The 25799-nt window shown below is 73.5% G+C and carries 27 protein-coding genes; 15 read left to right on the top strand and 12 right to left on the bottom strand.

Translation table 11 applies throughout. The features are described from left to right. The first annotated feature begins 381 nt into the window (after positions 1–381). The gene (locus ACIGZJ_RS22815) at positions 382–1998 is read left to right on the top strand and encodes a M4 family metallopeptidase (RefSeq protein WP_396458936.1); all 1617 of its coding nucleotides are present in this window, start codon (positions 382–384) and stop codon (positions 1996–1998) included. A gap of 126 nt (positions 1999–2124) precedes the next feature. Here the strand turns inward: ACIGZJ_RS22815 and ACIGZJ_RS22810 are convergent, their stop codons facing one another. From ACIGZJ_RS22810 to ACIGZJ_RS22795, 4 genes are all read right to left on the bottom strand, one after another. Continuing rightward, positions 2125–2337: a hypothetical protein gene (locus ACIGZJ_RS22810; RefSeq protein ID WP_396458935.1), complete on the bottom strand. Its 213-nt coding sequence runs from the start codon at positions 2335–2337 to the stop codon at positions 2125–2127. Between the two features lie 71 nt (positions 2338–2408). Further along, positions 2409–2810 carry a pyridoxamine 5'-phosphate oxidase family protein gene (locus tag ACIGZJ_RS22805; RefSeq protein ID WP_396458934.1) on the bottom strand — a complete coding sequence of 134 codons (402 nt, stop codon included), beginning with the start codon at positions 2808–2810 and terminating at the stop codon, positions 2409–2411. 67 nt (positions 2811–2877) lie between these two features. After that, a complete protein-coding gene (locus ACIGZJ_RS22800; protein WP_396458933.1) occupies positions 2878–3510 on the bottom strand; it encodes an MBL fold metallo-hydrolase in 633 nt (210 codons plus the stop codon). Continuing rightward, positions 3507–4592, bottom strand: a complete 1086-nt coding sequence (locus ACIGZJ_RS22795; RefSeq protein ID WP_392939182.1) for an S-(hydroxymethyl)mycothiol dehydrogenase — start codon at positions 4590–4592, stop codon at positions 3507–3509. Before ACIGZJ_RS22795 ends, ACIGZJ_RS22800 begins: the two co-directional genes overlap by 4 nt. A 369-nt stretch (positions 4593–4961) precedes the next feature. Between ACIGZJ_RS22795 and ACIGZJ_RS22790 the strand changes: the two genes are divergently transcribed. The 3 genes from ACIGZJ_RS22790 (at position 4962) to ACIGZJ_RS22780 (ending at position 7069) form a co-directional block, all read left to right on the top strand. Further along, positions 4962–6185, top strand: coding sequence for a cytochrome P450 (locus ACIGZJ_RS22790; RefSeq protein WP_396458932.1), 1224 nt, complete (start codon positions 4962–4964; stop codon positions 6183–6185). Next, positions 6182–6460 (top strand): ferredoxin, encoded by a 279-nt coding sequence (locus ACIGZJ_RS22785; protein WP_396458931.1) that lies wholly within the window; start codon positions 6182–6184, stop codon positions 6458–6460. The genes ACIGZJ_RS22790 and ACIGZJ_RS22785 overlap by 4 nt, the downstream gene beginning before the upstream one ends. A 96-nt stretch (positions 6461–6556) precedes the next feature. Next, the gene (locus ACIGZJ_RS22780; RefSeq protein ID WP_396458930.1) at positions 6557–7069 is read left to right on the top strand and encodes a hypothetical protein; all 513 of its coding nucleotides are present in this window, start codon (positions 6557–6559) and stop codon (positions 7067–7069) included. Between the two features lie 90 nt (positions 7070–7159). Here the strand turns inward: ACIGZJ_RS22780 and ACIGZJ_RS22775 are convergent, their stop codons facing one another. From ACIGZJ_RS22775 to ACIGZJ_RS22740, 8 genes are all read right to left on the bottom strand, one after another. After that, positions 7160–8761 (bottom strand): alpha/beta hydrolase, encoded by a 1602-nt coding sequence (locus ACIGZJ_RS22775; protein ID WP_396458929.1) that lies wholly within the window; start codon positions 8759–8761, stop codon positions 7160–7162. A 219-nt stretch (positions 8762–8980) separates the two neighbouring features. Further along, positions 8981–10207 (bottom strand): phosphotransferase, encoded by a 1227-nt coding sequence (locus tag ACIGZJ_RS22770; protein WP_396458928.1) that lies wholly within the window; start codon positions 10205–10207, stop codon positions 8981–8983. 217 nt (positions 10208–10424) lie between these two features. After that, on the bottom strand, positions 10425–11297 hold the full coding sequence (locus tag ACIGZJ_RS22765) for a PhzF family phenazine biosynthesis protein (protein WP_396458927.1): 873 nt from the start codon (positions 11295–11297) through the stop codon (positions 10425–10427). Positions 11298–11566: 269 nt separating this feature from the next. After that, positions 11567–12595: an NAD(P)-binding domain-containing protein gene (locus ACIGZJ_RS22760; protein ID WP_396458926.1), complete on the bottom strand. Its 1029-nt coding sequence runs from the start codon at positions 12593–12595 to the stop codon at positions 11567–11569. A 107-nt stretch (positions 12596–12702) separates the two neighbouring features. Further along, positions 12703–13173, bottom strand: a complete 471-nt coding sequence (locus ACIGZJ_RS22755) for a DUF2000 domain-containing protein (protein ID WP_396458925.1) — start codon at positions 13171–13173, stop codon at positions 12703–12705. Positions 13174–13224: 51 nt separating this feature from the next. Then, the gene (locus ACIGZJ_RS22750) at positions 13225–14976 is read right to left on the bottom strand and encodes a hypothetical protein (RefSeq protein ID WP_396458924.1); all 1752 of its coding nucleotides are present in this window, start codon (positions 14974–14976) and stop codon (positions 13225–13227) included. Positions 14977–15033: 57 nt separating this feature from the next. Continuing rightward, the gene (locus tag ACIGZJ_RS22745; protein ID WP_392939158.1) at positions 15034–16044 is read right to left on the bottom strand and encodes a pyridoxal-phosphate dependent enzyme; all 1011 of its coding nucleotides are present in this window, start codon (positions 16042–16044) and stop codon (positions 15034–15036) included. Positions 16045–16133: 89 nt separating this feature from the next. Then, positions 16134–16802 (bottom strand): class I SAM-dependent methyltransferase, encoded by a 669-nt coding sequence (locus tag ACIGZJ_RS22740; RefSeq protein ID WP_387949275.1) that lies wholly within the window; start codon positions 16800–16802, stop codon positions 16134–16136. 112 nt (positions 16803–16914) lie between these two features. Between ACIGZJ_RS22740 and ACIGZJ_RS22735 the strand changes: the two genes are divergently transcribed. From ACIGZJ_RS22735 to ACIGZJ_RS22685, 11 genes are all read left to right on the top strand, one after another. Beyond that, complete coding sequence (locus tag ACIGZJ_RS22735) at positions 16915–17841, top strand: AzlC family ABC transporter permease (RefSeq protein WP_396458923.1); 927 nt, start codon at positions 16915–16917, stop codon at positions 17839–17841. Continuing rightward, positions 17838–18149, top strand: a complete 312-nt coding sequence (locus ACIGZJ_RS22730; RefSeq protein ID WP_396458922.1) for an AzlD domain-containing protein — start codon at positions 17838–17840, stop codon at positions 18147–18149. The genes ACIGZJ_RS22735 and ACIGZJ_RS22730 overlap by 4 nt, the downstream gene beginning before the upstream one ends. 439 nt (positions 18150–18588) lie before the next feature. Next, positions 18589–19767: a pyridoxal-phosphate-dependent aminotransferase family protein gene (locus ACIGZJ_RS22725; RefSeq protein ID WP_396458921.1), complete on the top strand. Its 1179-nt coding sequence runs from the start codon at positions 18589–18591 to the stop codon at positions 19765–19767. Between the two features lie 50 nt (positions 19768–19817). Then, entirely contained in the window at positions 19818–20717 is a 900-nt protein-coding gene (dapA, locus tag ACIGZJ_RS22720; RefSeq protein ID WP_396458920.1) for a 4-hydroxy-tetrahydrodipicolinate synthase, read from the top strand. A gap of 54 nt (positions 20718–20771) precedes the next feature. Then, on the top strand, positions 20772–21230 hold the full coding sequence (locus ACIGZJ_RS22715; RefSeq protein ID WP_396458919.1) for a cupin domain-containing protein: 459 nt from the start codon (positions 20772–20774) through the stop codon (positions 21228–21230). 5 nt (positions 21231–21235) lie between these two features. After that, a complete protein-coding gene (locus tag ACIGZJ_RS22710; protein ID WP_396458918.1) occupies positions 21236–22471 on the top strand; it encodes a hypothetical protein in 1236 nt (411 codons plus the stop codon). Further along, positions 22471–22959, top strand: coding sequence for a VOC family protein (locus tag ACIGZJ_RS22705; protein WP_396458917.1), 489 nt, complete (start codon positions 22471–22473; stop codon positions 22957–22959). Before ACIGZJ_RS22710 ends, ACIGZJ_RS22705 begins: the two co-directional genes overlap by 1 nt. Then, positions 22956–24137 carry a hypothetical protein gene (locus ACIGZJ_RS22700; protein WP_396458916.1) on the top strand — a complete coding sequence of 394 codons (1182 nt, stop codon included), beginning with the start codon at positions 22956–22958 and terminating at the stop codon, positions 24135–24137. The genes ACIGZJ_RS22705 and ACIGZJ_RS22700 overlap by 4 nt, the downstream gene beginning before the upstream one ends. 11 nt (positions 24138–24148) lie before the next feature. Beyond that, positions 24149–24457, top strand: a complete 309-nt coding sequence (locus tag ACIGZJ_RS22695) for a putative quinol monooxygenase (protein WP_392939143.1) — start codon at positions 24149–24151, stop codon at positions 24455–24457. 67 nt (positions 24458–24524) lie between these two features. Next, entirely contained in the window at positions 24525–24995 is a 471-nt protein-coding gene (locus ACIGZJ_RS22690; protein ID WP_396458915.1) for a VOC family protein, read from the top strand. A gap of 176 nt (positions 24996–25171) precedes the next feature. Continuing rightward, positions 25172–25729 (top strand): thioredoxin family protein, encoded by a 558-nt coding sequence (locus ACIGZJ_RS22685; protein ID WP_396458914.1) that lies wholly within the window; start codon positions 25172–25174, stop codon positions 25727–25729. Positions 25730–25799 lie beyond the last annotated feature (70 nt).

The following is a 25799-nucleotide window of genomic DNA, read 5'->3' as shown; positions in this document are numbered from 1 at the left end:
ACGGTGGTGCCGGCGGCCCTCCCCGAGGTGCGGTTCGCCAAGTAGCCGGCCACCGGAGGGCGTTCGGCGCGGCTCGGGCGATGCGGTATCCGCCCGGGCCGCGCCGAACGGTTTCCGTACACGCTCTGGACGCGGGGTGACCTGAGCATGTAAAACAGCTGTCCCCGGCAGCTCTCCGCACAGCGCCACCCGCCGCGCGATCCACAGCGCGCCGTTCACAGCGCGCCGTCCGCCGCGCCGTCCGCCCCCTCGCTGCGCCAGGTGCACCCCCGACCGCCCTCGCCGCTGCCGTCGTTCACCGCGTCCCGCCGCCGCGCCCCCTCGACGGCGCACCCTTCCGTGCGCCGTCGCCGCGGCCTTCGCCGAGAACCGAGGAGCACGATGCCGCTCAGCCTCCGGACCACCGCCGCCGCCATCGCCGTCGCCGTCGCGGCCTCCACCTTCACCGCCGTCGCCCTGCCCGGCACGGCCCTCGCCGCGCCCGCCGGGCCGCCGTCCGCGGCCGCCCGGGCCGACGCCGCGCTGGCCGCCAACGCCGCCCGACTGGGCATCACCCCCGGCCAGGGCCGCACCGTCCAGGGCGTCATCACCGACGCCGACGGCACACAGCACGTCCGCTACGACCGCACCTACGCGGGCCTGCCCGTCCTGGGCGGCGACCTGGTCGTCCACCTCGCCCCCGGCGGCACCTTCGCGGGCGCCGACCGCGCCGCCTCCGCGGACGTCGCAGTGCCCACCACCCGGCCCGCCGTCCCGGCCGCCGCGGCCCGCGCACAGGCCGTCCGCGCCCTCGGCGGATCCGCCCGACAGGCCGAGGCCAACGCCGAGTTGGTGGTGGACGCCCTGCACGGCGCGCCCCGACTGGCCTGGCGGACCACCGCCTCCGGGAAGGACGGGTCCGGCAACCCGGTCTCCCGCACGGTGCTCTCCGACGCGGCGACCGGCGCCGTGATCGACGCCTGGGACGCCATCGAGACCGCCGCCGGAGACGGCGCCTCGCTCTACGGCGGCACCGTCGCGCTGGAGACGACGCCGGTCGGCGGCGGCTACCAGCTCAAGGACCCCACCCGGGGCACCACCTACACCGGTGACGCCCAGAACAAGACCGATTTCTGCTTCGGCAGCATCTGCCTCAGCCGGGCACCCGCCGTGGTCTTCACCGACACCGACAACCACTGGGGCACCGGCACCACCGCCGACCGCGCCACCGCCGCCGTCGACGCCCAGTACGGCACCGACACCACCTGGGACTACTACCGGAACGTCCACGGCCGCACCGGCATCGCCGGGGACGGCAAGGGCTCGTACAACCGCGTCCACTACGGCAGCAACTACAACAACGCCTTCTGGCAGGACGCCTGCTTCTGCATGACGTACGGCGACGGCGACGGGACGACCTTCGGCCCGCTGGTCTCGCTGGACGTCGCTGGGCACGAGATGTCCCACGGCGTCACCTCGCGCACCGCCAAGCTCACCTACTCCGGCGAGTCCGGCGGCCTCAACGAGGCCACCTCCGACATCTTCGGCACCCTGGTCGAGTTCTACGCGGCCAACCCCGCCGACCCGGGCGACTACCTGATCGGCGAGGAGATCGTGAAGCCCGGCTTCGGCAAGGCCGCGCTTCGGTTCATGGACCAGCCCTCCAAGGACACCAAGTCGGCGGACTGCTGGAGCTCCGGCGTCGGCAACCTCGACGTGCACTACTCCTCGGGCGTGGCGAACCACTTCGCCTTCCTGCTCGCCGAGGGCAGCGGCGCCCGGGTGGTGGACGGCATCCCCTACAACAGCCCGACCTGCAACGGCTCGACCGTCAACGGGATCGGCCGGGACAAGCTCGGCAAGATCTGGTACCGGGCGCTCACCGTCTACATGACGTCCGGCACCACCTACGCCGGTGCCCGGACGGCCACCCTGAAGGCCGCCACCGACCTCTACGGCGCGGGCGGCACCGAGTACGCCGCGGTCGCCGCGGCGTGGTCGGCCGTCGCGGTCAACTGACCCTCGCCGCCCTCCACCACCGGCCCGGTGTGCCCCCGCACCCCGGGCCGGTGCGCCTCGAACGGCGCGGCGGCCGGCCCGCGCTGCCACAGCGGCAGCACCCGCACCGGTCCGCCGCCCGCCCCCTCAGTCATCGCGGCCCTGCGCCCCGGCCGGTGCCCCCGCCCGCCGATCGGTCGCCCGCCGATCCGTCGCAGGCTGGCCCGCCACCCGGCGGTCCGCCGCCAGTGAACTCTCCAGCCGGGTCAGCAGCAGCCGGAACCGGTCCGCGTCCTGCTCCGTCATCCGCCCCTCGGGCAGTGCCCGCACGCCCTGCACCCCGGTCGTTCCGTTGTTCATGGGCCCGACACTAGGCCCAGGCGATCAACGTCCGATAAACACCGGGGACGGCCCGGGACGACAGGCCCTAGCTAGGCTCGGCCGAGCACCCGGTCCACGGTGATCTCGATGACCACCCGGTCCGGGTTCACCCGCGGCTCCCGGTAGCGCTCGGCGTACCGCCGTACCGCCTCGGCCACCGCCCCGGGCGCGTCCCGGACGACGGCCACCCCCTCCAGCGTCGACCAGCGCGCACCCTCCACCTGGCAGACCGCCACCCGCATCCCCTCGGGCCCGGCGGCCAGCACGTTGCGAACCTTCCGGCTGGTCCGGCTGCTGATCACCCGCGCGATCCCGGCCTCCGCCTGGAACGTCACCCCCACCGGCACCACGTGCGGCGAACCGTCCGGGCGCAGCGTGGTCAGCGTGGAGATGTGCCGCTCCCGCCAGAAGGCGAGGAAGGCGTCGTCGAGTGCGCGCGGATCATGGGCCATGCCCGCGATCGTACGACGCCCGGCCCGGTGCTGCGGGCACCGGGCCGGGCGGTGGGTACGGACGGCGTCAGTGCCCGCGGGCGATCCACTCCGGCAGGGCCGGGGCCTCGGCGGCGATGGTGGTCGGGTCGCCGTGGCCGGTGCGGACCGCAGTCTCCGGGGGGAGCGAGAGCAGGCGGTCGCGGATCGAGTCGATGATGGTCGGGAAGTGCGAGAACGACCGGCCGGTGGCACCCGGGCCCCCGTGGAAGAGGGTGTCGCCGGTGAAGACCGTGCCGAGCTCCGGCGCGTACAGGCAGACCGCGCCCGGCGCGTGGCCGGGCGTGTGCAGCACGGTCAGCGCGGTGCCGGCCACCTCGATCCGCTGCCCGTCGGCGAGTTCGCCGTCCGGCAGGCGGTCGGGGTGAGTGAGCTTCCACAGCGGCAGGTCGTCCGGGTGCAGCAGGATCGGCGCACCGGTGCGCTCGGCGAGCGCGGGGGCGGCGTCGATGTGGTCGTTGTGCGCGTGGGTGGAGACGATCGCCAGCAGTCGGCGCCCGCCGAGCGCGGCCTCGATCGCGTCGGCGTCGTGCGCCGCGTCGATCACCACGGCCTCGGCGTCGTCGCCGACGATCCAGACGTTGTTCTCCACCTCCCAGCTGCCGCCGTCGAGTTCGAAGGTGCCGGCGGTGACGAGCCGGTCGATCCGTGCGGTGCTCACAGGACGACCACCGAACGGAGCACGTCGCCCTGGTGCATGCGCTCGAACGCCTGCTCCACCGCGTCGAGTTCGATGGTCTCGGTGACGAACGCGCCGAGGTCCAGGCGGCCCTGGAGGTAGAGGTCGATCAGCATCGGGAAGTCCCGCGAGGGCAGGCAGTCGCCGTACCAGGAGGACTTCAGCGCACCACCGCGGCCGAACACGTCCAGCAGCGGCAGCTCCAGCGTCATCTCCGGGGTCGGCACGCCGACCAGCACGACCGTACCGGCCAGGTCCCGCGCGTAGAACGCCTGCTTGTACGTCTCCGGGCGGCCGACCGCCTCGACCACCACGTCCGCGCCGTGGCCGCCGGTCAGCTCGCGGATCGCCTCGACCGGGTCGGTGGTACGGGAGTTGACGGTGTGGGTGGCGCCCAGCGTGCGGGCGGTCTCCAGCTTGCGGTCGTCGATGTCCACCGCGATGATCGTCCCCGCGCCGGCCAGCCGCGAGCCCATCACGGCCGCGCCGCCGACTCCGCCGCAGCCGATCACCGCGACCGAGTCGCCCCGGCCGACGTTGCCGGTGTTGATCGCGGCGCCGATGCCCGCCATCACTCCGCAGCCCAGCAGTCCGGCCACGGCCGGCGCGGCGGCCGGGTCCACCTTGGTGCACTGCCCGGCCGCGACCAGGGTCTTCTCGGCGAACGCGCCGATGCCCAGGGCCGGCGACAGCTCGGTGCCGTCCAGCAGCGTCATCTTCTGCTTGGCGTTGTGGGTGTTGAAGCAGTACTGCGCCCGGCCGCGCCGACAGGCCCGGCACTGGCCGCACACCGCACGCCAGTTGAGGATGACGAAGTCCCCCGGCTCGACCTCGGTGACACCCTCGCCGACCGACTCCACGATGCCCGAGGCCTCATGGCCCAGCAGGAAGGGGAACTCGTCGTTGATGCCGCCCTCGCGATAGTGCAGGTCGGTGTGGCAGACGCCGCAGGCCTGGATCCGCACCACCGTCTCGCCGGGCCCCGGGTCGGGCACGACGATCGTCGCCACCTCCACGGGCGCGCCCTTGGCGCGCGCGATGACTGCCTTGACCTGCTGGGACATCCGAAATCCACCTCCGTCGGCCGGTGCGACCAAAAGCACCGGCGTGACCTGCTCGACCTGCTCCACGGCTTACCCGGGCAGCCTAGCGCCCGGGGTGCCCCGTGCCCGGCGAACGGCCCGGGTGATCCGGCTCACCGGCCCTCCGATGACCGCCGACCGGGGGGCGCGCGCCCGGCACTGAGCGCCTGTCATCGTGCCCCGACCGCATCGCCGATGGCTCAAAGTGCCGCTGACTGCACGCCCGTCGCCCACGTACGGTCGTATCGGGCCCCACCCCGTCCCCCGAGCATCCACGCCCGCGCACCTCCCCCGGATCCACCCCCCGCCGGGCCGCCCAGAGCGGCCCACCGCCTGGAGTCTGGAGTACGGATGTCCGCCGAGAACAGTGCCACCGGTGCCGGTCCTGGCACCACCGACGCGCCCCTGATCCCGCTGCACTGCCTGCGCCACCTCGAACCCGGCCCGCCGCGGCTGGCCGCGCTCCCCACCGGGACCCCGGTCTGGCTGGTCAGCCGGCACACCGACGTCCGGCAGGTGCTCACCGACCCGCGTCTGGGCCGGGCCGCGCTGTACGCCCCGGACGCGCCGCCGCTCGCGCTCACCCCCAACATCCTGGACGACCCGCAGAGCCTGCTGAACCTCGACGGCACCGACCACCAGCGGCTGCGCCGCACCGTGCAGCGGGCGTTCACCCCGCGCGCGATCGCCCGCTGGCGCCCGTGGGTGGCCTCGGTGATCGAGGGCCTGCTGGACGAGCTGATCGACCACGGCTCCGCCGTCGACATCGTCTCCGCCTACACCCGCCCGCTGCCGGTCGCCGTGATCAGCCGGCTGATGGGCCTGGACGGGCTCGACGGCAAGCGGCTCGCGCACTGGAGCGACCACGCGCTCTCCGCCACCGCGTACTCCGCCGAGGCGATCCGGACGGCGATGGGCGAGTTCGCCGCCTTCGGTGCCGAGGTGATCGCCGAGCGCCGCGCCGCCCCCGGCGAGGACCTGGTCAGCAGTCTGCTCACGGCCGCCGAGGAGAGCGGCGACATCACCGAACCCCAGCTGGTCTCGCTGGTCATCGGCCTGGTGGTGGCCGGGCACGAGACCACCATGACCACCCTCGGCAACGCCCTGGTCTACCTGCTCGGCGACGGCCGCGAGGCCTGGCACCGCCTCGCGGCGGACGAGCAGAGCGCGGCCGCCGCCACCGAGCAGCTGCTGCGCGCCGTCCCGCTCGGGGACTCCGACGTCCTCCCCGGTCTGCTGCGGCGCACCGTCGAGGACGTGGAGATCGGCGGTGTGGTCATCCCGAAGGGCGGTGTGGTCGCCGCCGACACCGGCACCGCCAACCACGACCCCGAGCTGTTCACCGGCGACCTGATCACCGAGCTGTTCTCGCCGCTCGCCGCGCCGATGTACACCTTCGGGGCGGGGCCGCACCACTGCCTGGGTGCCTGGCTGGCCCGGATGGAGCTCGAACTCGGCCTCCACCGGCTGGCCCGGCGGCTGCCCTCGCTGCGGCTCACCGAGCCGCCCGAGGGGATCGACTGGCGGCGCGGACTGCTCACCCGCAGCCCGAACACCCTTCAGGTCGCCTGGTGACGGCCACGGAGCACCCGGTGCCCCCGGGGGCTCCGGCGTCCGGACCGCTGGTGGTGGTCCGGGTGGACCGGGACCGCTGCGTCGGCTCCGGGATGTGCGTGCTGACCGCGCCCCGCTCCCTGGAGCTCGGTGCCGACGGCCTCGCCCACCCGCTGCGCGGCGGCGCCGGGGAGGAACCGACGGAGGAGCTGGCCGAGGCCGTCGACTTCTGCCCGGCCGAGGCGCTCGCCGTGCTCCCCGCGCGCGACGGCCGGCCGGCCGCACCCTCGGCCTGAGAACGGGTCGGGCCCTCCCGCATGGTGTGGGAGGGCCCGGCCCGGGCAGGAACCGCTGTACCGGGATGAGCCGCCGAACCGACAAGGGGGCACGCGATGGACCTGGTACTGCACTGCCGGTGGCGTGACGACGCCGACGGCGAATGGGTCTTCGGCGTCGGCCGGGAACCGGACGGGTCCGGCTCCGGCTGGCAGTTCCTGGCCGGGGCGCCCGGCTGGTCCGAGACCCTCCCCTTCGAGGACACCGAGCAGGTCGGCGCGTTCGCCCGGGCGCTCCTGGAGCTCGCGCACGACGAGGCCCCGCATGAACAACTCCCGCGCGAAGAGCTCCCGCCCGACGAACTCCTCCACGAGCCCGAGCCCTTCGAGCAGGAGTGGCAGCTCGCCCGGACGGAGAACGGCCGGACCCACTTCGCCACCCTCGCCGTCGGCCTGGACCCGCTCGACGACCACCGCCCCTACCTCGCCTACCAGTCGTACTACGCGGTCAGCCGGGCGACCGCCCTCGGCCTGGAACTGATCTACGAGGGCCTCCCCGTCGACCACCTCCGCGAGCAGGCCCGCACCCTCCTGACCACTCTCACCGGGCCGGACGACCGGGACGGCTAGGGTCGCCCCCGCCGGCTCGCCTGGCTACCCGGCGCACGGCGGGCGCGGTCCCCCGGACCGCACCCGCCGTGGTCCGCCGTGGTCCGCCGTTCAGGGCAGCGGCACCGGTCGGAGCAGCGCCGGGCCGACCGGCCCCCGGCCGGGCGCCGGCGGCTGCGTCTGCGTCTGCGTCTGCGGCGCGGCCGCCCGGGCGTCGACGGGGTCGGGCTCGCAGGTCAGGTCACGGGCGGGCAGCACCCCGGTGACCAGGAACCGGTTGGCCGCGGTGACGGCGCAGGACGGGGTGAACGGGTCGTAGGCGCCGTGGTTGCCGGTGTTGACGGTGACCAGCTGGGCCCGCTTGCCGAACGAGCCGCGCTGGCCGAGCGCGCCCGCGAGCGGGGTGGCCGGGTCCCGGGCGGTCTGCAGGAGCAGGACGTTGCGCGGCCCGCGGTCGGTGATCCTCACCGGCGGCTCGACCGGGTCCGGCCAGAACGCGCAGGGCAGGATGTTGGTGCCCATCCCGGCCAGCAGCGGGTACCGGGCCCGGTCGGCCGTCACCTCCCGCTGGTAGTGGCCGATGTCGCGCGGCGCACGGGCGTCCCCGCAGGCCACCGCGAACAGCGAGGCCGTCCCGTTGTCCTCGGGTATCCCGGGGACCACCGGGAAGCTCAGCCACTCGGGGGCCGGGCCGCCCTGGTCGAGAAAGCGCCACCAGGCGGCGATCTCGGGGAAGTAGAACGTGTGGTACGAGTACCCGTGGTAGACCGCGCGGAAAAGGTTGCCGTTGACCGGGCCCGCCTGCGGGTGGGTGACGGGGGTCCGGTCGAGGCGGGCGGCCAGGGCGAGGAAGTTCGCCCGGACCTCCGCGGGGGTGGCGCCGAGGTGCAGCTCGGACTCCCGCTCGACCGCCCAGTTCGCGAAGTCCCCGAAGCGCAGCTCGGTCGCCTGGTCCCAGAGCGCGAACTGCCCGTGCCAGACGGCCTTCGGGTCCACGTTGGAGTCGAGGATGATCCGGTCGCTGCGGTCCGGGAAGAGCTCGGTGTACACGGCGCCCAGGTAACTGCCGTAGGAGGCCGCGTTGTAGGAGAGCTTGCGTTCGCCGAGCGCGGCGCGGATCCGGTCCATGTCCCGCGCGGTGTTGGCGGTGGTGATGTGGCGCAGCACGTCGCCGCCGTGGGCCAGGCAGTCCCGGGCCAGGTCGCGGGCGAAGGTGACGTTCGCACCGATCGACCCGTCCGCGGCCGGGTAGGGCAGGACGCGCTCGTTGGGGAGGCTGGCCGCGGTGCGGCCGCAGGTGACGGGCGTGCTGTAGCCGACGCCGCGCGGGTCGAAGCTGACCAGGTCGTAGCGGTCCAGGACGTCCTGCGGGTAGTTGTGCACCCAGGCGCTCGGCAGGTTGAGGCTGAACCCGCCGGGGCCGCCGCCGTTGTGCAGCAGGATGCCGCGGCGCACCCCGGCCTTGGCGGTGGCCAGCCGGGAGACGGCGATCTCGATGGTCGGACCGGACGGCGCCCGGTAGTCCAGCGGCACGCGCAGCGTGGTGCAGCGCAGCCGCGGGTCGACGGGGCTTCCGTAGGGGTCGGGCGGGCACTCCCGCCAGGTCGGCGCGGGAGGCGGCGGTGCGGCCTGGGCCTGGGCCACCGAGGCGAGGGTGGCCGTGAGGGCCAACACCACCGTCCCGCAGAGGGCTTTGAGTGATCGGCTCAACATGGCCTAGACCATAGGAAGAAGGTAAAGGAAGAGTCATCCTCCCTGGGGGGTGGGGTAAAGCCCGGCCGACTCATCCGCTGGGGGTACGGACCGTCAGATCACCTAGGGGATAGCCGAGTTGTCGCCGGTCACCGGATCGGCTGACCCGAACTCCGAGGCCTGGCGGGGAGGTTGCCCGGCCAGGCCTCGACGGCGGTCGGCCGGAGGCCGACCGCCGGTTCACCGGGCCAGCGCCGCCCGGATCTCGCTCACCGGGTCGCCCTCGTGGTACGGGCGCTCGCTGGTCTCGACATGGTCCAGGAACTCCTGGTACCGCACGGCGTAGGACAGGTGGTAGAGCGGCTCCACCAGCTCCAGTGCGCGCTCCGGGTCCGAGCCGGGCGCGTGCCTGCGCCAGGCCTGCGCCCACACCTCGGCGATCTGCGCCCAGCGCTCCTCCGAGACGTACTGGCGCGGGCGCAGCCCGTCCAGGGCCGGGTGGCCGAAGCAGGAGTCGGCGTAGTCGACGACCACCGTGTTGCGGCCGTCGGAGCGCCAGTTGCCGGGGTGGAAGTCGCCGTGCACCAAGGTCTCGGGCAGGCCGCAGGCGGCGAGCTCCTCGACGAGCGCGGGCAGGCGGTCGGCGAGGGCCCTGGCGGCGGCGAGCTCCTCGGCGGTCAGCTCGGCGGTGGCCTCCGGCCGGTCGAGCAGGGTGCGTACCCGGCCGACCAGGGCGGCCGGGGTCCGGTCGGGCAGCCCGGCGGCCGCGGCCCGGCCGTCGGCGGCGAGCGCCGCCTGGGCGGCGACCAGCCGCGGCAGCACGTCGGCGACGGCCTCGGCGGACGGGCCCCAGCAGTCCTCGCCGGGGACGTGGTCTAGCAGCAGCCGGCCGCGCTCCGGGTCGGCGGCGAGGACCGCCGGGACGAGGGTGGGGTCGACCGTGCGGAGCAGGGCGATGACCTCGGACTCGCGGGCGTTGAACGCCGGGTTGATCGCCTTCAACCAGGCGTCGCCGCCGGGGGTGGTGAAGCGGAACAGCCCGGACAGGTTCCAGGTGCGGACCTGTTCGGCACGGCCGGCCGCCGGGCGGCCCGCCAGCCGCAGTGCCTGCTCCGCCCAGTCGAGTGCCTCGCGCAGTCCGGACGGCGTGGCCCAGCCGGCCCGCCGCTCGGCGGGGCCGAGCAGGGCGGCGGTCTCGGCCTGCGGCGGGCGCGGCTCCAACCCGGTGGGCCGCTCCAACGCCTCGGCGTGGTAGACCACGTGCCCTCCGTGGCCGCCCCCGCCCTCCGCCACCTCGGCCAGCCGGACCACCACCACCGGGACCCCGACCAGTGCCGTGACCTGTTCCACCACCGGCGCGGCGGACGACCACCAGCCCCCGGCCACCTCGAAGGGCCCGAGCGGCCCCAGATAGTCACCGCCGTGGGTGAGATGGACGCTGACCATCCGTTCGCTCGCTCGTTGCATGCGGGCAGGGTCCCTCATCCCACGGCGCGTGCGCGAATGGTTTTCCCCGACGGGGGCCGACCCGCCGCTCGGCACTCCGCAGCACGCTCAAGGTTCTGCTGACAGCGGCCGGAGCAGGCCGGATGCCGTCGGGGCGACCCACCCCGGCGGCGTCCACCGCGCCCGGCCCGCCCCTCAGCAGCCTCTGAAGCGCGTCGGCCAAGCCCTGTCCGGCGCCCTACGGAATGGCCACCCCCGCACCCGACACCCGGACCCGGGTGTCCTCCTCCCGCAGCTCGACCCGCAGCAGGCCGGGCCGGCCCAGGTCCTCCCCCTGGTGCAGGGTGAGCACCGCCGGCGCGACCACGGCGCCCCGCTCGCGCAGGTAGGCACCGAAGGCGGCGGCCGCCGCCCCCGTCGCCGGGTCCTCCACCACCCCGCCGACCGGGAACGGGTTCCGGACGTGGAACACGTGCTCGCTCTCGCGCCAGACCAGCTGGAGCGTGACCAGGTCGCGCGCCGTCATATAGGCGGCGAGACCGTCGAAGTCGTAGGCGAGCCGGGCCAGCCGGTCGCGGGTGGCGGCGGCCAGCACGAGGTGGCGGGCGCCCGCGTAGGCGATCCTCGGCGGCAGCGCGGCGTCCAGCTCCTGCGGCGACCAGTCGAGCAGGGCCAGCACCTCCGCGATGTCCGCCTCGGTCACCTCCTCGACGTGCGGCTCGACGCTGGTGAGGGTGGCGCGCAGCACGCCGTCCGAGCCCTTGTCCACCTCGATCGGCACCTCGCCCGCGCGGGTGGCGAAGCGGAACCGGCCGGGGCCGAGGCGCTCACCGAGCGCGACGGCGGAGGCCACGGTGGCGTGGCCGCAGAACGGAACCTCCGTCAGCGGGCTGAAGTACCGGACCGCGTAGGCGCCCTCGGCCGCCTCCGGTATCAGGAAGGCCGTCTCCGAGTAGCCGAGCTCGGCGGCGATGGCGAGCATCCGCTCGGCGGACAGCCCGGAGGCGTCCAGCACCACGCCTGCCGGGTTCCCGCCGGCGGGATCGGTGGCGAACGCGGCGTAGCGCAGGATGTCGGGGGAGGCGGTCACGGATACATCGTCACTGGTCATGCCCGGTCGAACGCAGGCCGTCCGCCTGTTGTTCCCTCGGCCCGCACACCCGTTGCGGCCCCACCCGTCGCACGCCCCCCACACGGTCCACACGCCCCCGCAAAGCCCCCCAGCGCCCCAGCGCCCCAGCCCGTCAAGCCCCCCTCAGCCCGTCGGGGCGAGCCCTGGCCGTGGCCACCAACCGGCACCGGCACCGGCACCGGCACCGGCAGCAGCCTCGGACTCCGGACCCGCCCCGACCCGCCCCGACCCGCCCCGCGGAGCCGGCGTCAGCCCGAGAACCCGGGGACCACCACGACCCCGTCCGCCCCCACCGACTGGTCCAGCACCAGCCGCGCGACCGCGATGTCCAGCGAACCGAGCCCGAACGGCGAGTAGACCGCCAGCCGCTCCCGGTCTGGCTTCACCCGGCCCTGGAGGTAGTCGCCGACGTTGCGGACCTCCTCGCGCCGCACCAGGCCGCCGGCCACCGCCAGTGCCAGCGAGGTCCGCTCGCGCAGCGCGTGCCCGACCTCGTCCACCACGTGCACGGCCCCGGCCATCGCGTCGGCGGTGAGGTCGCGCAGCGACATGTGGAGCACCACCGCGCCCGGCTTGAACCAGGAGGCGTCCGCCAGGTGCGGCAGCACCGCCGTGGTGGCGAGCAGCACCAGGTCGGCGTCCGCGACCGCCTCCCGGGTGGATTCGGCCGCCACCGCGCGGGCGGTGTGTCCGGCGATCCGCTCCGCGAAGCCCTCGGCCCTGGCCGGGTCGAGGTCGTGGACGGCGACCGAGTCGAACTCCCAGCCGTCGGCGGCCATGGTGCGGACCGTCGTCTCGGCGATGAAGCCCGTCCCGATCACGGCGAGCCGGCCGACCCGCCGCTCGCCGCCGTAGAGCGCCTGGGCGCCGACCGCCGCCGAGAGGGCCGTCCGGTGGGCGCTGATCAGGGCGCCCTCGATGACCGCGGTCGGAAAACCGGTGAGCAGGTCGTTGAGGACGATCAGGGCCGAGGCCCGGGGCAGGCCGAGGTCGAGGTTCCCGGGGAAGCTGGAGATCCACTTGATGCCCATGGCCGAACTCTCGCCGGGCACGTACGCGGGCAGGGCGATGATCCGCTCGCGGTGGGCCGGGTCGGGGTCGGGCCGCAGGAAGAGGCTGTCGGGGTTGACCAGCCGCCCCTCCGCGGCCTCGATGTAGACGTGTTCGACCACGGCCTTGGACTGCGGGAGCAGCCGGTCGAGCGCGGCCGCCACGACGGCCTGGGGTATCACGGTGAGCTGGTACGGGGAGGCCGTGCGGTCGGGCGTCGCGGTCACGTTGGGCTCCTTCAACTCAGCAGGAAAGCAGCAGGTAGGCAGCGGTAGGGACATCGGCGGAACAGCGGATACAAGGACGTCGTCAAGGCTCCGGTACAGGCCCACCCTCAGCGCAGCAGCGAGAACTTCCTGGTCAGCGGATCGACCTGCTCGCGCGGACCGAACAGCGCGATGCCGTAGTAGTCGAGGGCCTCCTCCGCGGTGGACTTCATCCGGTCCAGCTGGTCGGCGTAGTCCCCGCCGGTCATCTCGCCGGTGAAGTCGGTGCAGAGCAGCCCGGCGGCGTGCGCCTCCTCGCGCAGCCGGCGCAGCCAGGCGGGCCGGCCCTCCAGGACCACCAGCGAGAGCCCGGAGATCGGCGTGTGCTGTCCGCCGTCCCCGTCGGTGAAGGTCAGGAAGGACATGTCGGCGACCAGTTCGGGCCGCTCGGCTGCGGCCTTGGCGACCAGGCCGAGGCACAGGTGGGAGGCGGCGTTGGTGGCGACGCCCGGCGCCAGCTTGGCCTTGAGGGCGACGACGAACTTGTGGTCGGTGGCGACGGCGTCGGGCTCGACCACACCGCTCGGCAGCTCGGTCATGGTGGCACCTTTCTCAGGGGGTTGACGATGGATCGGTCGGAACGGAAGGGGTCAGCGGTCGGCCGGGAAGCGGTGGAAGCTCTCGACGCTCACCGGGTTGATGCGGTAGCCGGGCCGCCCCTGGATGACGGTGTCCGGGTCGAGGGTGAACTCGGTGGCCGCGCCGAAGCGTTCCTGTGCGGCTCCGCGGAAGCGGCGCACGCTCTGGGCGAGCGCGGCCGTGGTCCGCCCGGTACGGCTGGACAGTTCGGCGGCGGACAGCAACGGCACCTCCCGCCCCTCGGCGACGGACCCGGCGAACTCCTCGCCGAGCACCTGCAGGATATCGACCAGCGGCTCCGGGGTCTGCTCGTACACGGTGATCCCCTCGATGGACAACAGCCTTCCGTAGAGGGCGACTTCCACCTGGACGGAGTTCTCCCGGCGGCGGGCCGCCCGCTCGGCCACCAGAGCCGGCACGGTGTGCAGCTCCCGCAGGCCCGCGTAGTGGGCGAGCAGTCGCTGGGCGCCCTCGGAGCTGGTGTCGGGGGTCTCGCCGTTGAGCTGGAGGTAGGTGACGGCGGTGCGCAGCAGCTCGGGGATCTCCGGTCGCAGCTCCCGGGTGTAGCGGCTGATCCACTCCACCGTGGCGGTGGTGCCGTGGAGTTCGGCGTGGATGATGGCCGCGTCGAGCAGCGCGATGTCGGCCTGCTTGGTGAGGCCGGCCCGGGTGAGCCGGTCGTGCAGGTCGACGGCGGTGTCGATCAGGGTGGGCGAGGTGGGCCGCACCCGGCCGGAGCGCAGCATCCGGTGCCAGCGGGCGTAGCCGGTGAGTTGGGCGCCCCAGCGGCCGGGCGCGCCGGCCAGCCGGTCGGCGAGGTGCTGGAAGATGTGCGGGTACGGGGAGTCGGGGAAGCTGGTCCAGCCGAAGGAGAAGAGGTCCAGGGCCGCCTCGAAGTCCCGCTGGGAGCGGTAGCGGGCGGCGGAGAGCAGCAGTTCGCTGACCCTCGCGTATCGGCGCAGTATCGCCCGGTCGGCCTCGGTGAGGGCGGTGGGCTGCAGGGTGACGGATTCGACGAAGGTGCTGTAGTCGCCGCTCTGGACGTCGCCGAGCTGGAACACCGGCGGGCCGTCCCCGGTGACGGGGTAGTCGGCGAGCACCTCCTCGACGTACCGGCCCTGCTCCTGGAACACCCCTGCCGCGTCGCCCTCCTGACCCTGCATCAGGTGGACGATGACCAGGTCGGTGAAGAGCCAGGCCGCGTCGGCGTGGTAGAGGTACGCGCGGTAGCGGGCGAGCGAGTCGTCGAACAGGGGCGCGGCGAGGTCGGCCCGGCCGTCCGCCGCCGTCTCCAGCCCCCGTCTCCAGCGGGTGAAGGAGGTGGTGGCGAACGGCTCGGCGCCGTCCGTGAAGCCGAGCTCGGCCGCGAGTCGGGCGAGCGCGGCCGGGAAGACCGAGGAGGGGAAGGCGGGCCACCCCTGGCTGAGGTGGTCCGCCAGCTCGACGAGCGTACGGGGGCAGCGCTCGTCCACCGCCCGGTCCAACAGGACGATCATCTCGGTGAACCGCGGGATGATCCGCCCGGTGTACAGGAACGACCCCTCCTCGTAGCTGCGGGCCACCGCGACCAGCCCGGCGGCGTCCGATGCACCGCCGTCGAGCCGGGCGCAGAGGGCGGCCAGCAGCAGGGTTCGCGCCACGGCGTGCTCGCCGGACTGGAGGAGCTGTGCGCCGGTCATACGGCGCATCCCCTCCGGGTCCGGGCGCGGTCCACCGTCGACGTAGCACTCCAGCGCTCGTTGGATATCGGACAGTTCGGGCATTCGTGCTTCCTCATCGGCTGGTCCGGCGTCCTCCCACGGGGAGGTCACAGACCATGTCTACCGCACGGTGGCGGCCGTTCGTGTCCGGTGGACGCCCGGCAGGTCGGCCGGTTGACCGATGGATTCGAGCCACTCGTCGTTGTAGATGGTGCTCTGGTACTTCTCCCCGCCGTCCGCGCAGACGCACAGCGGTTCGGCCGTCTCCGGGTGGTCCGCCAGGTAGCGCACGCAGGCGGCGAGCACCGCTCCGGACGAGCCGCCGAGGTGGATGCCGGACTCCTGCAGGACGAGCCGGCAGTAGTAGGCGGCCTCGGCGATACTCGCGTACGCGACCTGGTCGATCATGTCCGGCTCCAGGAACGAGGACCGGCGGCTGGCGCCGATCCCGGACAGGTGCCGGGTGCCGGGCGGTCCACCGACCGCGACCGATCCGTTGATGTCCACGGCCACCAGGCGGGTGCGCGGACTGTGCTCCCGGAAGTGCTGCGCGAGCCCGGCGAAGGTGCCGCCGGTGGAGATCGCCGCGAACAGCGCGTCGGGCGGCTCGGGCAGTTGGCCGAGGATCTCGGGGCCGGTCATGGTGCGGTGGATCTCCGGGTTGCGCGGGTTCTCGTACTGGTTGGCCCACACGTACCGGTCGTCGGTGGCGACCAGTTCGCGGACGGCCGCCAGCCGGGAGAGCAGGTAGCCGCCCGCCGGGTCGGGCCGGTCGACCGTGATGACGGTCGCGCCCAACTCGGCGAGCCGTTGGCGGCACTCGGCCGTGATCATCGGATCGACCACGGCCGAGAACCCCACGCCCAGGTAGCGGGCCATGCTCGCGAGCGCCACCCCGAGGTTGCCGGAGGTGGACTCCAGCAGCTCCACCCCCGGGCGCAGCAGCCCGTCCTCGGCGAGGCCGCGCACCAGGCCGTACGCGGTGCGCCCCTTGACCGAGCCGGTCAGGTTCTGCCCCTCCAGCTTGAGGTGGATCCTGCGGGGCCGGCCGAGGACGTCGATGGTGACCGTCCGGATCGGTGTGAGGCCCAGCAGGGTCTCGAAGCGTTCGAGGTGTTGCCGGAAGAACATGGCGGGTGTGCTCCCATCGCGTTCCATCAGCAGGTTCCGCGTTCCATCAGCGGGTTCCGCGTTTCATCAGCAGGTCCGCGGGGGGCCGGTCAGTCGCGCGGGGTGGCGTAGACGACCCAGTTGTCGTGCGTGTGCGGGTAGGGACGGAAGTCGCCGTGCGGCGGGTCGTCCCAGGAGATCCGGTCGAGGTCGATGATCTCCCACTTCTCGAAGAGCCCGCGGATGTCCTCCTCCTCGTAGTAGCGGAAGAGGGTGTCCTTGTAGGCGAAGGTGTGCCGGGCTATCTCCTCGCCCTCGCCGTAGGTGCCGTCCTGGGTGGTGAAGGCGTTGGTGACGAAGAGCCCGCCCGGGGTGACGATGCGGCGGGCCTCGGTGACGAGGTCGGTCGGGTCCTGGACCTGGCCGAACACGTCGAAGCAGGTGACGGCGTCGACGGAGCCGTCGATCAGCGGGAGCCCGGTGGCGTCGGCGCGCAGCAGGAAGGAACGCTGCTTGATGACGCGCCGGGCGTGGGCGAGGCCGGTCGGGGCGATGTCGACGCCGAGGGCGGTGAACCCGGCGTCGGCGAGGGCGGCGAGGTTGCGGCCGTCCCCGCAGCCGAGGTCGACCACCGTCTTGACCTCTCGCGCCTTGAGGGCGGCGACCGCGGCCGGGATGACCGGGATCGGATCCTCCTGCCAGAGGGGGCCTTCGCTCTGCTCCTGGTAGGCCTTCTCCCAGCCGTACTGGAGCTCGCCGTAGGTCACTGAAGTTGTCATCTTGACTCCTTGAGTTGACATCTGTGTAGCATCTTATGCACTCGACTTGACATGTAAACCTCCGTCTCAACATCTGAGCCGGAGCAGCCGAGCGCGGAAACGGGGTACGGCCATGGCGACGGGGACCGAACAGCACAACGACACTGGTCCGGCCCGGGACAGACCGGCGATCCTGCGGGCCGCCGCCGGAATCGCGCTGGCGGTCGGCGCGTACGGACTCTCCTACGGAGCGCTCGCCGTGGCGGCGGGCCTGACGGTCTGGCAGGCCCAGGCGCTCTCACTCCTGCTGTACGGCGGCTCCTCCCAGCTGGCGCTGGTCGGGGTGCTCGCCTCGGGCGGCACGGGCGCCTCGGCGACCGCGACCGCCGCACTGCTGGGCGTCCGGAACCTGTTCTACGGGGTCGGCCTGGCCCGGCAGTTGCGCCCCAGCCGCAGCGAACTGCTGCCGATGGCACACCTGTTGAGCGACGAGAGCGCGGCGATGGCGGCCGGACAGCCGGAGCGCGGCCGGGCCCGACTGGCCTACTGGGCCACCGGGGCCGCGGTGTTCGCCTGCTGGAACCTCGCCACGCTGATCGGCGCGCTGGCCGGATCACTGCTGGACGACCCGAAGACGCTGGGCCTGGACGCGGCGTCCTCGGCCGCGTTCCTGGCCCTGGTCGCACCGCGGCTGCGGACCGCCGCGGACCGCACGCTGTTCCTCACCGCCGGCGCGGTGGCGGTCGGCTGCTCACTGGTCGCGGGCTCCGGTCTGCCCGTCGTGGTGGCCGGCCTGACCTCGTTCGGCGCCCTGCTCATCCGCACCGCTCCTCCGTCCGCACCCGAACCCGAAGCCCAACCCGAAGCCCAACCCTCTGCCGCACCCCCGCCGGACACCGGCTCCGACGAGCGGGCCGACCGCGGCGACGAGCACCGCTCCGACCCCACCCACACACCCGGCGCACGCACGGCCGGTCCTGCCCACGCGCCCGGCGCACACACGCCCGACCCCGCCCGCACACCCGACCCCGTGCCCGAAGGCCGAGGAGAACACCGATGAGCTGGATCTGGATCGCCGTCGCCGCCGGGGCCTGCCTGGTCCTGAAAGTCACCGGCCTGCTCGTACCGGCCCGCGTCCTGGAGAACCCGGCGGTGGCCAGGGTCTCGCAGGCGATGCCGATCGCCCTGCTGGCGGCGCTGATCGCGGTGCAGACCTTCGTCAGCGGCCACCGGGTCGACGTGGACGCCCGGGTCGCGGGACTCCTGACGGCCGGGGTCGCCCTGCGTCTGCGCGCCCCCTTCCTGGTCGTCGTCCTCTCCGCGGCCGCCACCACGGCGGCCCTGCGCTGGTTCGACCTGGCCGGATGACCGGGTGCCGGGCCCCTCCGGCGGCTCCATCGTGGGTCAGGTGCTGACGCCGTGTCAATCATGCCTGGATGTCCGGCATATGAGACACGGGCGAGGGGGTCTGGCGCCCGCCGCTCCCGGCGACGCAAGATGCGAAAGGGACTCCGGTCCCCCTGTGCGGCGCTTGTCCCGAGTGCCCGCCGGCCCGGCCGAACGGCCGGAACACGACCCTCCCACCCGCCGCCGCCGATGGGATCCGGTCTGCCCGGAAACGCCCGCACCCCGCGATTCCGGGTAATCCCCGAATATCCGGAGGGCCTTGCGCCCGGGGCCGTTCGGCAGACATTCTGAAAACGGCGGCGAGAGCAATTCCCCAGCCGGTGAACCGGGCTGGGCCGAACCGTACCGAGCTCGTCCGCACTGATCCGCACCATCCGGAAGAAATCGACCGGGAGCAGCCGTGCGCGAAATCGACATGTTCACCCCTGGGCCGGCGCGAATCCCGATCGGCGTCCGCCTGGCCTCCGTCTCCACCGTCCTGCACCACCGCTCGCCGGAGTTCCGCGAACTCTACGGGCGCATCCACGAGGGCCTGCGGGGCCTCTTCCGCACCTCCGGCGACGTGCTGATGCTGCCCTCCTCGGGCAGCGGCGCCCTGGAGGCGGTGGTGGTCAACACCGTCTCCCCCGGCGACCGGGTGCTGGTCCTGGCGGCCGGCAAGTACGGGCGCCGGTGGGCCGAGCTGTGCCGGACCCACCAGGCCGAGGTCCGGCTGCACGAGGTGCCCGACGGCGCGACCTTCGACCCGGAGGCCGTCCGCCGCGAACTGGCCGCCCACCGGCCGCGGCACCTCTTCCTCACCCACTGCGAAACCTCCACCGGTGTCGCCCACGACGTGGCCGGGCTCGCCGAGCTCGGCCGCCGGGCCGGGGCGACGGTCGTGGTCGACTCGATGACCACGATCGGCGTGGAGCCGTTCCTCCAGGACGCCTGGGGGGTCGACTTCGCGGTGACGGCCTCGCACAAGGGCCTGATGAGTCCGCCGGGCGCGGCCTTCGTCTCGGTCGGCAAGCAGGCCTGGCACCGGGTGCGGCCCACCCTGGGCTACTCGTACTGGAACTTCCGGCACCTGCGGGAGAGCGCGCTCGACCGCACGGTGCCCAACACCCCGCCGGTCGCGGCACTGCTCGCGGTCGCCGCCGGCCTCGACCTGATCGAGGCCGAGGGGCTCGAGAACGTCTGGGAGCGGCACGCCCGGTGCGCCGCGGTCTGCCGGACCGGGCTCGCCGCGCTCGGCCTCGAACCCTTCCCCCGGGCCCCGCAGGCGGCCGCGCTCTCGGTGGCCCTGCTGCCCGAGGACCGGCGGGCCGAGCGACTGGTCGAGCAGCTGCCGGAGCGCTTCGGCCTGCGGATCGCGGCCGGTCAGGGCGGGCTCAAGGGCCGCATCCTGCGGGTCGGCCACATCGGCGCCGTCGCCCCGCTGGACCTGCTGCCGGTCCTCACCGCCCTCGAACTCCTGATGCTGGAACGCGGACTCGCCGAGGAGCCCGGCCGCGCGGCCGCCGCGATGGCCGCCGAGCTCTGGCAGCGGACGGCCCCCGCCGGCGCCGACCGCCGGGCCGTCGCCACCGCCGGCTGACCCTCCGCCCTCCCCTCCCCCTTTCACTCCCTCACCCCTGGAGCAGTCGCATGCTGAGCGAGAGCACGCGCCGTTTCACCGGCGCGTTCACCACCCTGCTGACCCCCTTCACCTCCGACGGCGAGCTGGACGAGCCGACCCTGCGCAGGCTGGTCGACTTCCAGATCGACAACGGCGTCACCCGGCTCGCCCCGAACGGCGTGACCGGCGAGGCCGCCGCGCTCACCGACCGCGAGAAGGTCCGGATCACCGAGATCGTGGTCGAGCAGTCCGCCGGCCGGGCCCTGGTCGTCCCCGACATGGGAACCGAGAGCCTGGCCCGCACGCTGGAGCTGGCCAAGGAGGCCGAGCGGATCGGCGCCGACGCGGTGCTGGCCTTCACCCCCTACCTCGACCCGCCCACCGAGCGCGGCCTGGTCGCCTACTACGGGATCGTCGCCGACGCCCTCTCCGTGCCGCTGCTGATGCACAACCTGCCGGGCCGCACCACCGTCGACATCGCCCCCGAGTCGGTCAGCGAGCTGGCCCGGCACCCCAACATCGTCGGCATCAAGGAGGGCAACCAGGACCTCGTCCGGCTGCGCCGGGTGCTTCACCTCGTCCGGGACGCCGACTTCGCCGTGCTGTCCGGCAACGACTTCACCGCGCTGCCCACGCTGCTGCTCGGCGGCCACGGCCATGTCTCGGTGGCCGCGAACGTGATGCCCCGGCAGAGCCGGTCGATCGTGGAGGCGGCGCTCGCCGGCGATTTCCTGACCGCCCGCGACCTCTACCTGAAGTTCGCCGAGTTCTACCGCGCCGTCTATTTCGCGACGAATCCGATCGCCCTGAAGAAGGCGTTCTCGATCGCCCATTTCGAGGTCGGCGACCCGCGCATTCCGCTGACCCCGCTGTCGGCCGACCGGATTCCCGAGCTGGAGTCGATCATGAAGGACTGCGAGCTGCTCTGATCCACCGCCCCGACCGGTGGTCCCGAACAATTCACCAGGGAAAGGAACCAGCCGATGGAACCGATGATCGACGTGGCCGCGATCACCGAAGCCGTCTACGGCGGAGACGTGGTGCGCTCGCTGCTGTTCGCGGCGGCGGAGCAGCCCGAGAACCGGGTCGTGCGGGTCGCGATGGCCAGCGCCGAGCCCGGCAAGGGCGGTCAGCTGCACCACCACCCGGAGACCGACGAGATCTACTTCATCATCGCGGGCCGGGCCCGGCTCCACCTCAACGGCGAGCAGTTCGACCTCGTCCCGGACAACTGCGTCCGGATCCCGCGCGGTTCCACCCACCGGATCGCCTCGGTGGGCACCGAGCGGCTGCGCTACCTCGCCTTCCACGTCGGCGCGGCGGACAACGACCGCCCGGTCGCCCACGTCCAGGCCCCCGCCGCCGTGGCCACCACGGCCGCCACGGCCACCGGGTCGGCCGACCGGGCACCCGCCGACGCCGCGGCCCCGAAGGCCCGGTAGCGCCCGTGGACATCGTCATCGTCGGTGCGGGCAAGGCCGGTTCACTGCACTACCGGGCCTACTCCCGACTGGCCCGCGCGGGCCGCCTGGACCTGCGCCGGATCCACTTCATCGACCACACCGGCCGACCCGGCGCCGAGCTGGAGCGGCTGCTGCGCGCGGACGGCCTGAACCCGCCGATCGCCACCGACCGGACCGGCGCGGCACTGCCCGCACCGGAGCACACCGTGGTGGACCTCTGCCTGCCCAGCCGCAGCCTGGCCCCCGCGCTGATCGAGTGGTGGCACGCCGGATACCGCCGCTTCCTGCTGGAGAAGCCCTTCCTGGTCACGCCCGAACTGCGGGCCGAGGTAGCCGAGGTGTTCGCCGACTCGCACATCGTGCTGGTCCGCAACTACCTGCACTCCCGGGTGCACGGAGCCGTCCGCGAGCTGATCGACCGCTACGACCTGGACCCGGTGCTCTGCGTCACCGACTTCTCCAAGGACCGCCGGGCCGACAACCACCGCGGCCGCGGCGCCTCCGGCCTCTCCTCCCCGACCGTCTACGAGGTGGAGCTGCCGCACCAGTTGTACATCGGAGCCGACCTGATCGGCGCACCCCAGGCGATCGAGCACGTCGAGGACCTCGACCAGGACGCGGTGGGCGGGGCCGGGCCGCTGCGGCTCGGCGAGGGCGTGATCGTCGGACGGGCCGAGCGCGGCGCCGCCTTCATCCACTACTCCAACCTCCAGCACCCGACCATCGTCCGCAGCCTGGACCTGCTCTGCCGCGAACGGCTCTCCGTGCACGCCACCTACGCACCGATCTGCGAGGAGCTCACCGCCATCAAGGCCGGGGTGTTCCTCTGCAAGGGCGACACGGTGCTGGCGAAGAGCCTGTTCACCGAGGACGACAACATGCTGGCGATGATCTCGGACGCGCACACCGCGCTGACCGCCCCGCGGCCGACCGCGCGGGCGGACCTCGCCGAGGTGCTGCGCAACTCCGAGCTGATCCACGCCGCGATCGCCGACCCGGCGCGCGCGGCCACCCCGGGCGTCCGGCCCGCCCGCGGGGACGTGCTCCAGGAGTGGGTGGTCGACTCCTTCCGGCTGGGCCTGCCCTCCGGCGCCGGCCGGGCGTTCCTGGGCTTCCTCGACCAGCGCCGCCGGGCCCGGATGGCCGGGCAACTACCGGCGCTGGACCCTGCGTTCGAGACCGGCCCGGGCCCGCGCGGCCTGGCCAGAGCGGTGGCGTGATGGCGATCCAGACCGAGGCCCTACTCCATGTCGCCCTGGTCACCGACCAGTTGGAACGGATGGAGGCGTTCTACCAGGACGTCTTCGGCGCCCGGACACTCAAGCGGCTGGACCTCGACTCCGAGCGGTTCGCCGCCGGGGTCGGCGTCCCCGGCGCCACCGCGGTCACCGTGCACCTGCTGGTGCCGGGCGCGGAGGTGGTGCTGGAGCTGACCCGGTACCGGGCGGTCCAGCCGGCCGCACCCGGCGCACCCGCGAACGCCGCCGGCTGGCGGCACATCGCCTTCCGGGTGCCCGACCTGGCCGCCGCCGCCAAGGAGCTGGCCGACCGCGGGGTGCCCGTGGTCGGCGAGGGCCCGGTGGTGGTCGACCGGCCCGCCGCCGCGGCCGGCACCGGCTTCCTGTACCTGCGCGACCCCGACGGCAACATCGTCGAACTCATCCAGCCGCCCGCACCGGCCCCCACCCCCGAAGGAGACCAGGCATGAGGATCGGACCGATCGAACGCACCACCGCCGACGGGTTCCTGGAGCTCTCCGCCCAGGTGACCGGCGCGGACGGCGGCGCCGCGGACCGGCTCTGGTACCGCATACCCGAGCAGTTCGCCGACCGGCTGGCCGACACCGCGGACACCTTCCTGCTCGCGGCGCTGTTCGCGGCGATCCGCCGGGGCGAGAGCCTGCACTCCGAAGGCCCGGTCTCGGCAAGCCTGTTGGAGAACCTGGAGGAGTTCCAGGCCGCCTGGGCCCAGTGGCGACCCGACCGGTACACCCCGATCGCGCTCTCCGCCGACCAGGAGGTCGCCGACCCGGACACCCCGGACGACCGCTCGGCGATCCAGACCTTCTCCGGCGGGGTGGACAGCGCCTTCACCACCGTGCGCCACACCAAGAAGAGCGCCGGGCGCGCCTCCCTCGAGCTCGCCGCCGCCGTGATGGTGCACGGCTTCGACATCCCGCTCACCGACGGCGAGGCGTACTGGTCGCTGCACCGGCGCAGCGTGCCGCTGCTGGCCTCGGTCGGCGTCGACCTGATCCCGGTCGCCACCAACTTCCGCTCCCTGTGGCACAGCGACCTCAACGACTGGGAGGACGCCTTCGGCACCGGCATGGTCTCGGTGCTCAGCCTGTTCGCCGGCCGCTACCGGCACGGGCTGATCGCCAGCTCGGAGCCGTACGGCTCGCTGGTGCTGCCCTGGGGTTCCAACCCGATGACCGACTGGATGCTCTCCAGCGGCCGGCTGCGGATCCACCACGACGCGGGAGGCGTTGACCGCAGCGACAAGGTCGAAGGCCTGTCGCGGCTCTGGCCGCAGGGCGCGGACAACCTGCGGGTCTGCTGGCAGGGCGAGCGCAAGGACGCCAACTGCGGCCGCTGCGAGAAGTGCATCCGCACCATCCTCAACTTCAAGGTGGCCGGCCGTCCGCTGCCCGCCGCCTTCCAGCGGGATGTGACGCCGGATCAGATCGGCAGCCTGCGCGGCCTGTCCGAGGCTCACATCAACCCGCTGCGGCAGATCCTCGCCACCGCCCGGCGAAACGGCCTCAAGGAGGACTGGACGGTGGCGCTGGAGGCCTGCATCGCCAGCAACGAGGACGAGTTGGCCCGCGGCGTGCGCTACGAGGGCGGCTTCCCGCAGCTGGCCTCCGCCGGCACGGCCGGCTGAGGGGCGCGGCGATGTACGCGGTGGTGGCCCGCTTCGACGTCCGGCCCGGGCACGAGGCGCAGTTCGACGCGCTGGCGGCCTGGCGGATCGGCGAGGCCGCGCACGAGCCCGGCCTGGTCGGCTACGCCGTGCACCGGATCGACGGCGAGCCGCAGGCCCGGGTGTTCTACGAGGTCTACCGCGACCACGCGGCGTTCCTGGAGCACCGGGCGACCGTCGAGACCAAGCGGTTCGGCGCCGAGCACGTCCCGTACGTGACCGGGCCGCCGCGGATCGAGCTCCTGGAGGTGCTGCACTCCGCCGCCGGACTCGCCCGCTGACCCCCGGGCCCGTTCCCCCCCCTCCACCCCCTCTGGCCGTCAACCCCCTTGTACGGAAGGCACACCCATGACCGATCCCGCCCCGGCCGGCACCTTCCGGCCGCACCACACCGCGATCACCGTCGGCGACCTGGAGGCCTCCAAGGCCTTCTACGGCTACTTCGGCTTCCGGCTGATCGCCGAGTGGGTCAAGCACGACAAGTCGCTGACCATCACCCACCTCCAGCTCGACGAGGGCTGGGTGCTGGAGCTGTTCCACTACCGCAACGACGACGGCGCCGAGCCGCCGGTCTTCACCGTCGGCAACAACCTGCCGGAGACCGGGGTCAAGCACTTCGGCTTCACCGTGGACGACCTGGCCGCCACCCGTGCGGCGGTGGTCGCGGCCGGCATCGGCGAGGTCACCGAGATCGCCCGGGGCCGCACCCTGGTCGACTACTTCTTCGTCCGCGACCCGGACGGGATGTACGTCGAGGTGGTGAACGACTCCCGCGACACCGACTGGCGCCGACCGCTGCTGCTGACCGACGGCGGCTGACCGACCGCGGCCGCCGAGGTCCTGTCCGGCCGGACAGGGCCCCGCCGCCGCCACGACGCGGGCGGGCGCGCTTCCCCCGGCGCGCCCGCCCGCTCCTCCCCCTGTCACCGAGCCCTGTCACCGAGCCCTGCCACCGAGCCCTGCCACCTCGCCCGTTCAGCACGAGAGGCCCCGCGATGCCCGTCTCCTCCCAGATGGTGCCCATCGGCACGCCCGCGCCCGACTTCGCCCTGCCCGCCGTCACCGGCGGCACCGTCCGGCGCGACGACCTGGTACCCGCCGACGCCCTGCTGGTCGCCTTCCTCTCCAACCACTGCCCGTTCGTCCGGCACATCGAGCCCGCGCTCACCGCGCTCGCCGAGGAGTTCCCGCAACTCGCCGTGGTCGCCGTGTGCAGCAACGACACCGACATCGCCCCGGACGACGACGCCGTCGGCCTGAAGGCCCAACTCGGCCGCACCGGCTGGACGTTCCCGTACCTGATCGACACCGCTCAGGATGTCGCCCGGGCCTACGGGGCGGCCTGCACCCCGGACTTCTTCCTCTACGACGCCGAACTCCGGCTCGCCTACCGGGGAGCCGTGGACGACTCCCGCCCCGGCAACGGCGAGCCCGTGGACGGCGCCCGGATGCGGGCCGCCGTGACCGCCGTGCTGGCCGGCCGCGCCGTCCCCGAGCCGCACCGCGCCTCGATCGGCTGCTCGATCAAGTGGACCGAGCCCGAGGACGACTGACCCTCCCCCCTGCCCGACCGCGCCACCCTGTCCACCCCGGCAGCCCGCGCGTGCGGGCCCAAATGGAGGA

It is taken from the genome of Kitasatospora sp. NPDC052868 (assembly GCF_044547105.1).
Lineage (GTDB): Bacteria > Actinomycetota > Actinomycetes > Streptomycetales > Streptomycetaceae > Kitasatospora.
The sequence above is the reverse complement of the archived record's forward strand: the minus strand, read 5'-3'. Positions and strand labels throughout refer to the sequence as shown.

What these genes read in the sequence shown, in the direction of transcription:
- ACIGZJ_RS22810 (WP_396458935.1), bottom strand. Translation starts at nt 2,337, where the DNA reads ATGAACAACGGAACGACCGGGGTGCAGGGCGTGCGGGCACTGCCCGAG.
- dapA (WP_396458920.1), top strand. Translation starts at nt 19,818, where the DNA reads ATGCTGAGCGAGAGCACGCGCCGTTTCACCGGCGCGTTCACCACCCTG.
- ACIGZJ_RS22770 (WP_396458928.1), bottom strand. Translation starts at nt 10,207, where the DNA reads ATGCAACGAGCGAGCGAACGGATGGTCAGCGTCCATCTCACCCACGGC.
- ACIGZJ_RS22805 (WP_396458934.1), bottom strand. Translation starts at nt 2,810, where the DNA reads ATGGCCCATGATCCGCGCGCACTCGACGACGCCTTCCTCGCCTTCTGG.
- ACIGZJ_RS22775 (WP_396458929.1), bottom strand. Translation starts at nt 8,761, where the DNA reads ATGTTGAGCCGATCACTCAAAGCCCTCTGCGGGACGGTGGTGTTGGCC.
- ACIGZJ_RS22790 (WP_396458932.1), top strand. Translation starts at nt 4,962, where the DNA reads ATGTCCGCCGAGAACAGTGCCACCGGTGCCGGTCCTGGCACCACCGAC.
- ACIGZJ_RS22740 (WP_387949275.1), bottom strand. Translation starts at nt 16,802, where the DNA reads ATGACAACTTCAGTGACCTACGGCGAGCTCCAGTACGGCTGGGAGAAG.
- ACIGZJ_RS22685 (WP_396458914.1), top strand. Translation starts at nt 25,172, where the DNA reads ATGCCCGTCTCCTCCCAGATGGTGCCCATCGGCACGCCCGCGCCCGAC.
- ACIGZJ_RS22735 (WP_396458923.1), top strand. Translation starts at nt 16,915, where the DNA reads ATGGCGACGGGGACCGAACAGCACAACGACACTGGTCCGGCCCGGGAC.
- ACIGZJ_RS22690 (WP_396458915.1), top strand. Translation starts at nt 24,525, where the DNA reads ATGACCGATCCCGCCCCGGCCGGCACCTTCCGGCCGCACCACACCGCG.
- ACIGZJ_RS22755 (WP_396458925.1), bottom strand. Translation starts at nt 13,173, where the DNA reads ATGACCGAGCTGCCGAGCGGTGTGGTCGAGCCCGACGCCGTCGCCACC.
- ACIGZJ_RS22715 (WP_396458919.1), top strand. Translation starts at nt 20,772, where the DNA reads ATGGAACCGATGATCGACGTGGCCGCGATCACCGAAGCCGTCTACGGC.
- ACIGZJ_RS22750 (WP_396458924.1), bottom strand. Translation starts at nt 14,976, where the DNA reads ATGCCCGAACTGTCCGATATCCAACGAGCGCTGGAGTGCTACGTCGAC.
- ACIGZJ_RS22765 (WP_396458927.1), bottom strand. Translation starts at nt 11,297, where the DNA reads ATGACCAGTGACGATGTATCCGTGACCGCCTCCCCCGACATCCTGCGC.
- ACIGZJ_RS22745 (WP_392939158.1), bottom strand. Translation starts at nt 16,044, where the DNA reads ATGTTCTTCCGGCAACACCTCGAACGCTTCGAGACCCTGCTGGGCCTC.
- ACIGZJ_RS22700 (WP_396458916.1), top strand. Translation starts at nt 22,956, where the DNA reads ATGAGGATCGGACCGATCGAACGCACCACCGCCGACGGGTTCCTGGAG.
- ACIGZJ_RS22815 (WP_396458936.1), top strand. Translation starts at nt 382, where the DNA reads ATGCCGCTCAGCCTCCGGACCACCGCCGCCGCCATCGCCGTCGCCGTC.
- ACIGZJ_RS22795 (WP_392939182.1), bottom strand. Translation starts at nt 4,592, where the DNA reads ATGTCCCAGCAGGTCAAGGCAGTCATCGCGCGCGCCAAGGGCGCGCCC.
- ACIGZJ_RS22730 (WP_396458922.1), top strand. Translation starts at nt 17,838, where the DNA reads ATGAGCTGGATCTGGATCGCCGTCGCCGCCGGGGCCTGCCTGGTCCTG.
- ACIGZJ_RS22705 (WP_396458917.1), top strand. Translation starts at nt 22,471, where the DNA reads ATGGCGATCCAGACCGAGGCCCTACTCCATGTCGCCCTGGTCACCGAC.
- ACIGZJ_RS22695 (WP_392939143.1), top strand. Translation starts at nt 24,149, where the DNA reads ATGTACGCGGTGGTGGCCCGCTTCGACGTCCGGCCCGGGCACGAGGCG.
- ACIGZJ_RS22780 (WP_396458930.1), top strand. Translation starts at nt 6,557, where the DNA reads ATGGACCTGGTACTGCACTGCCGGTGGCGTGACGACGCCGACGGCGAA.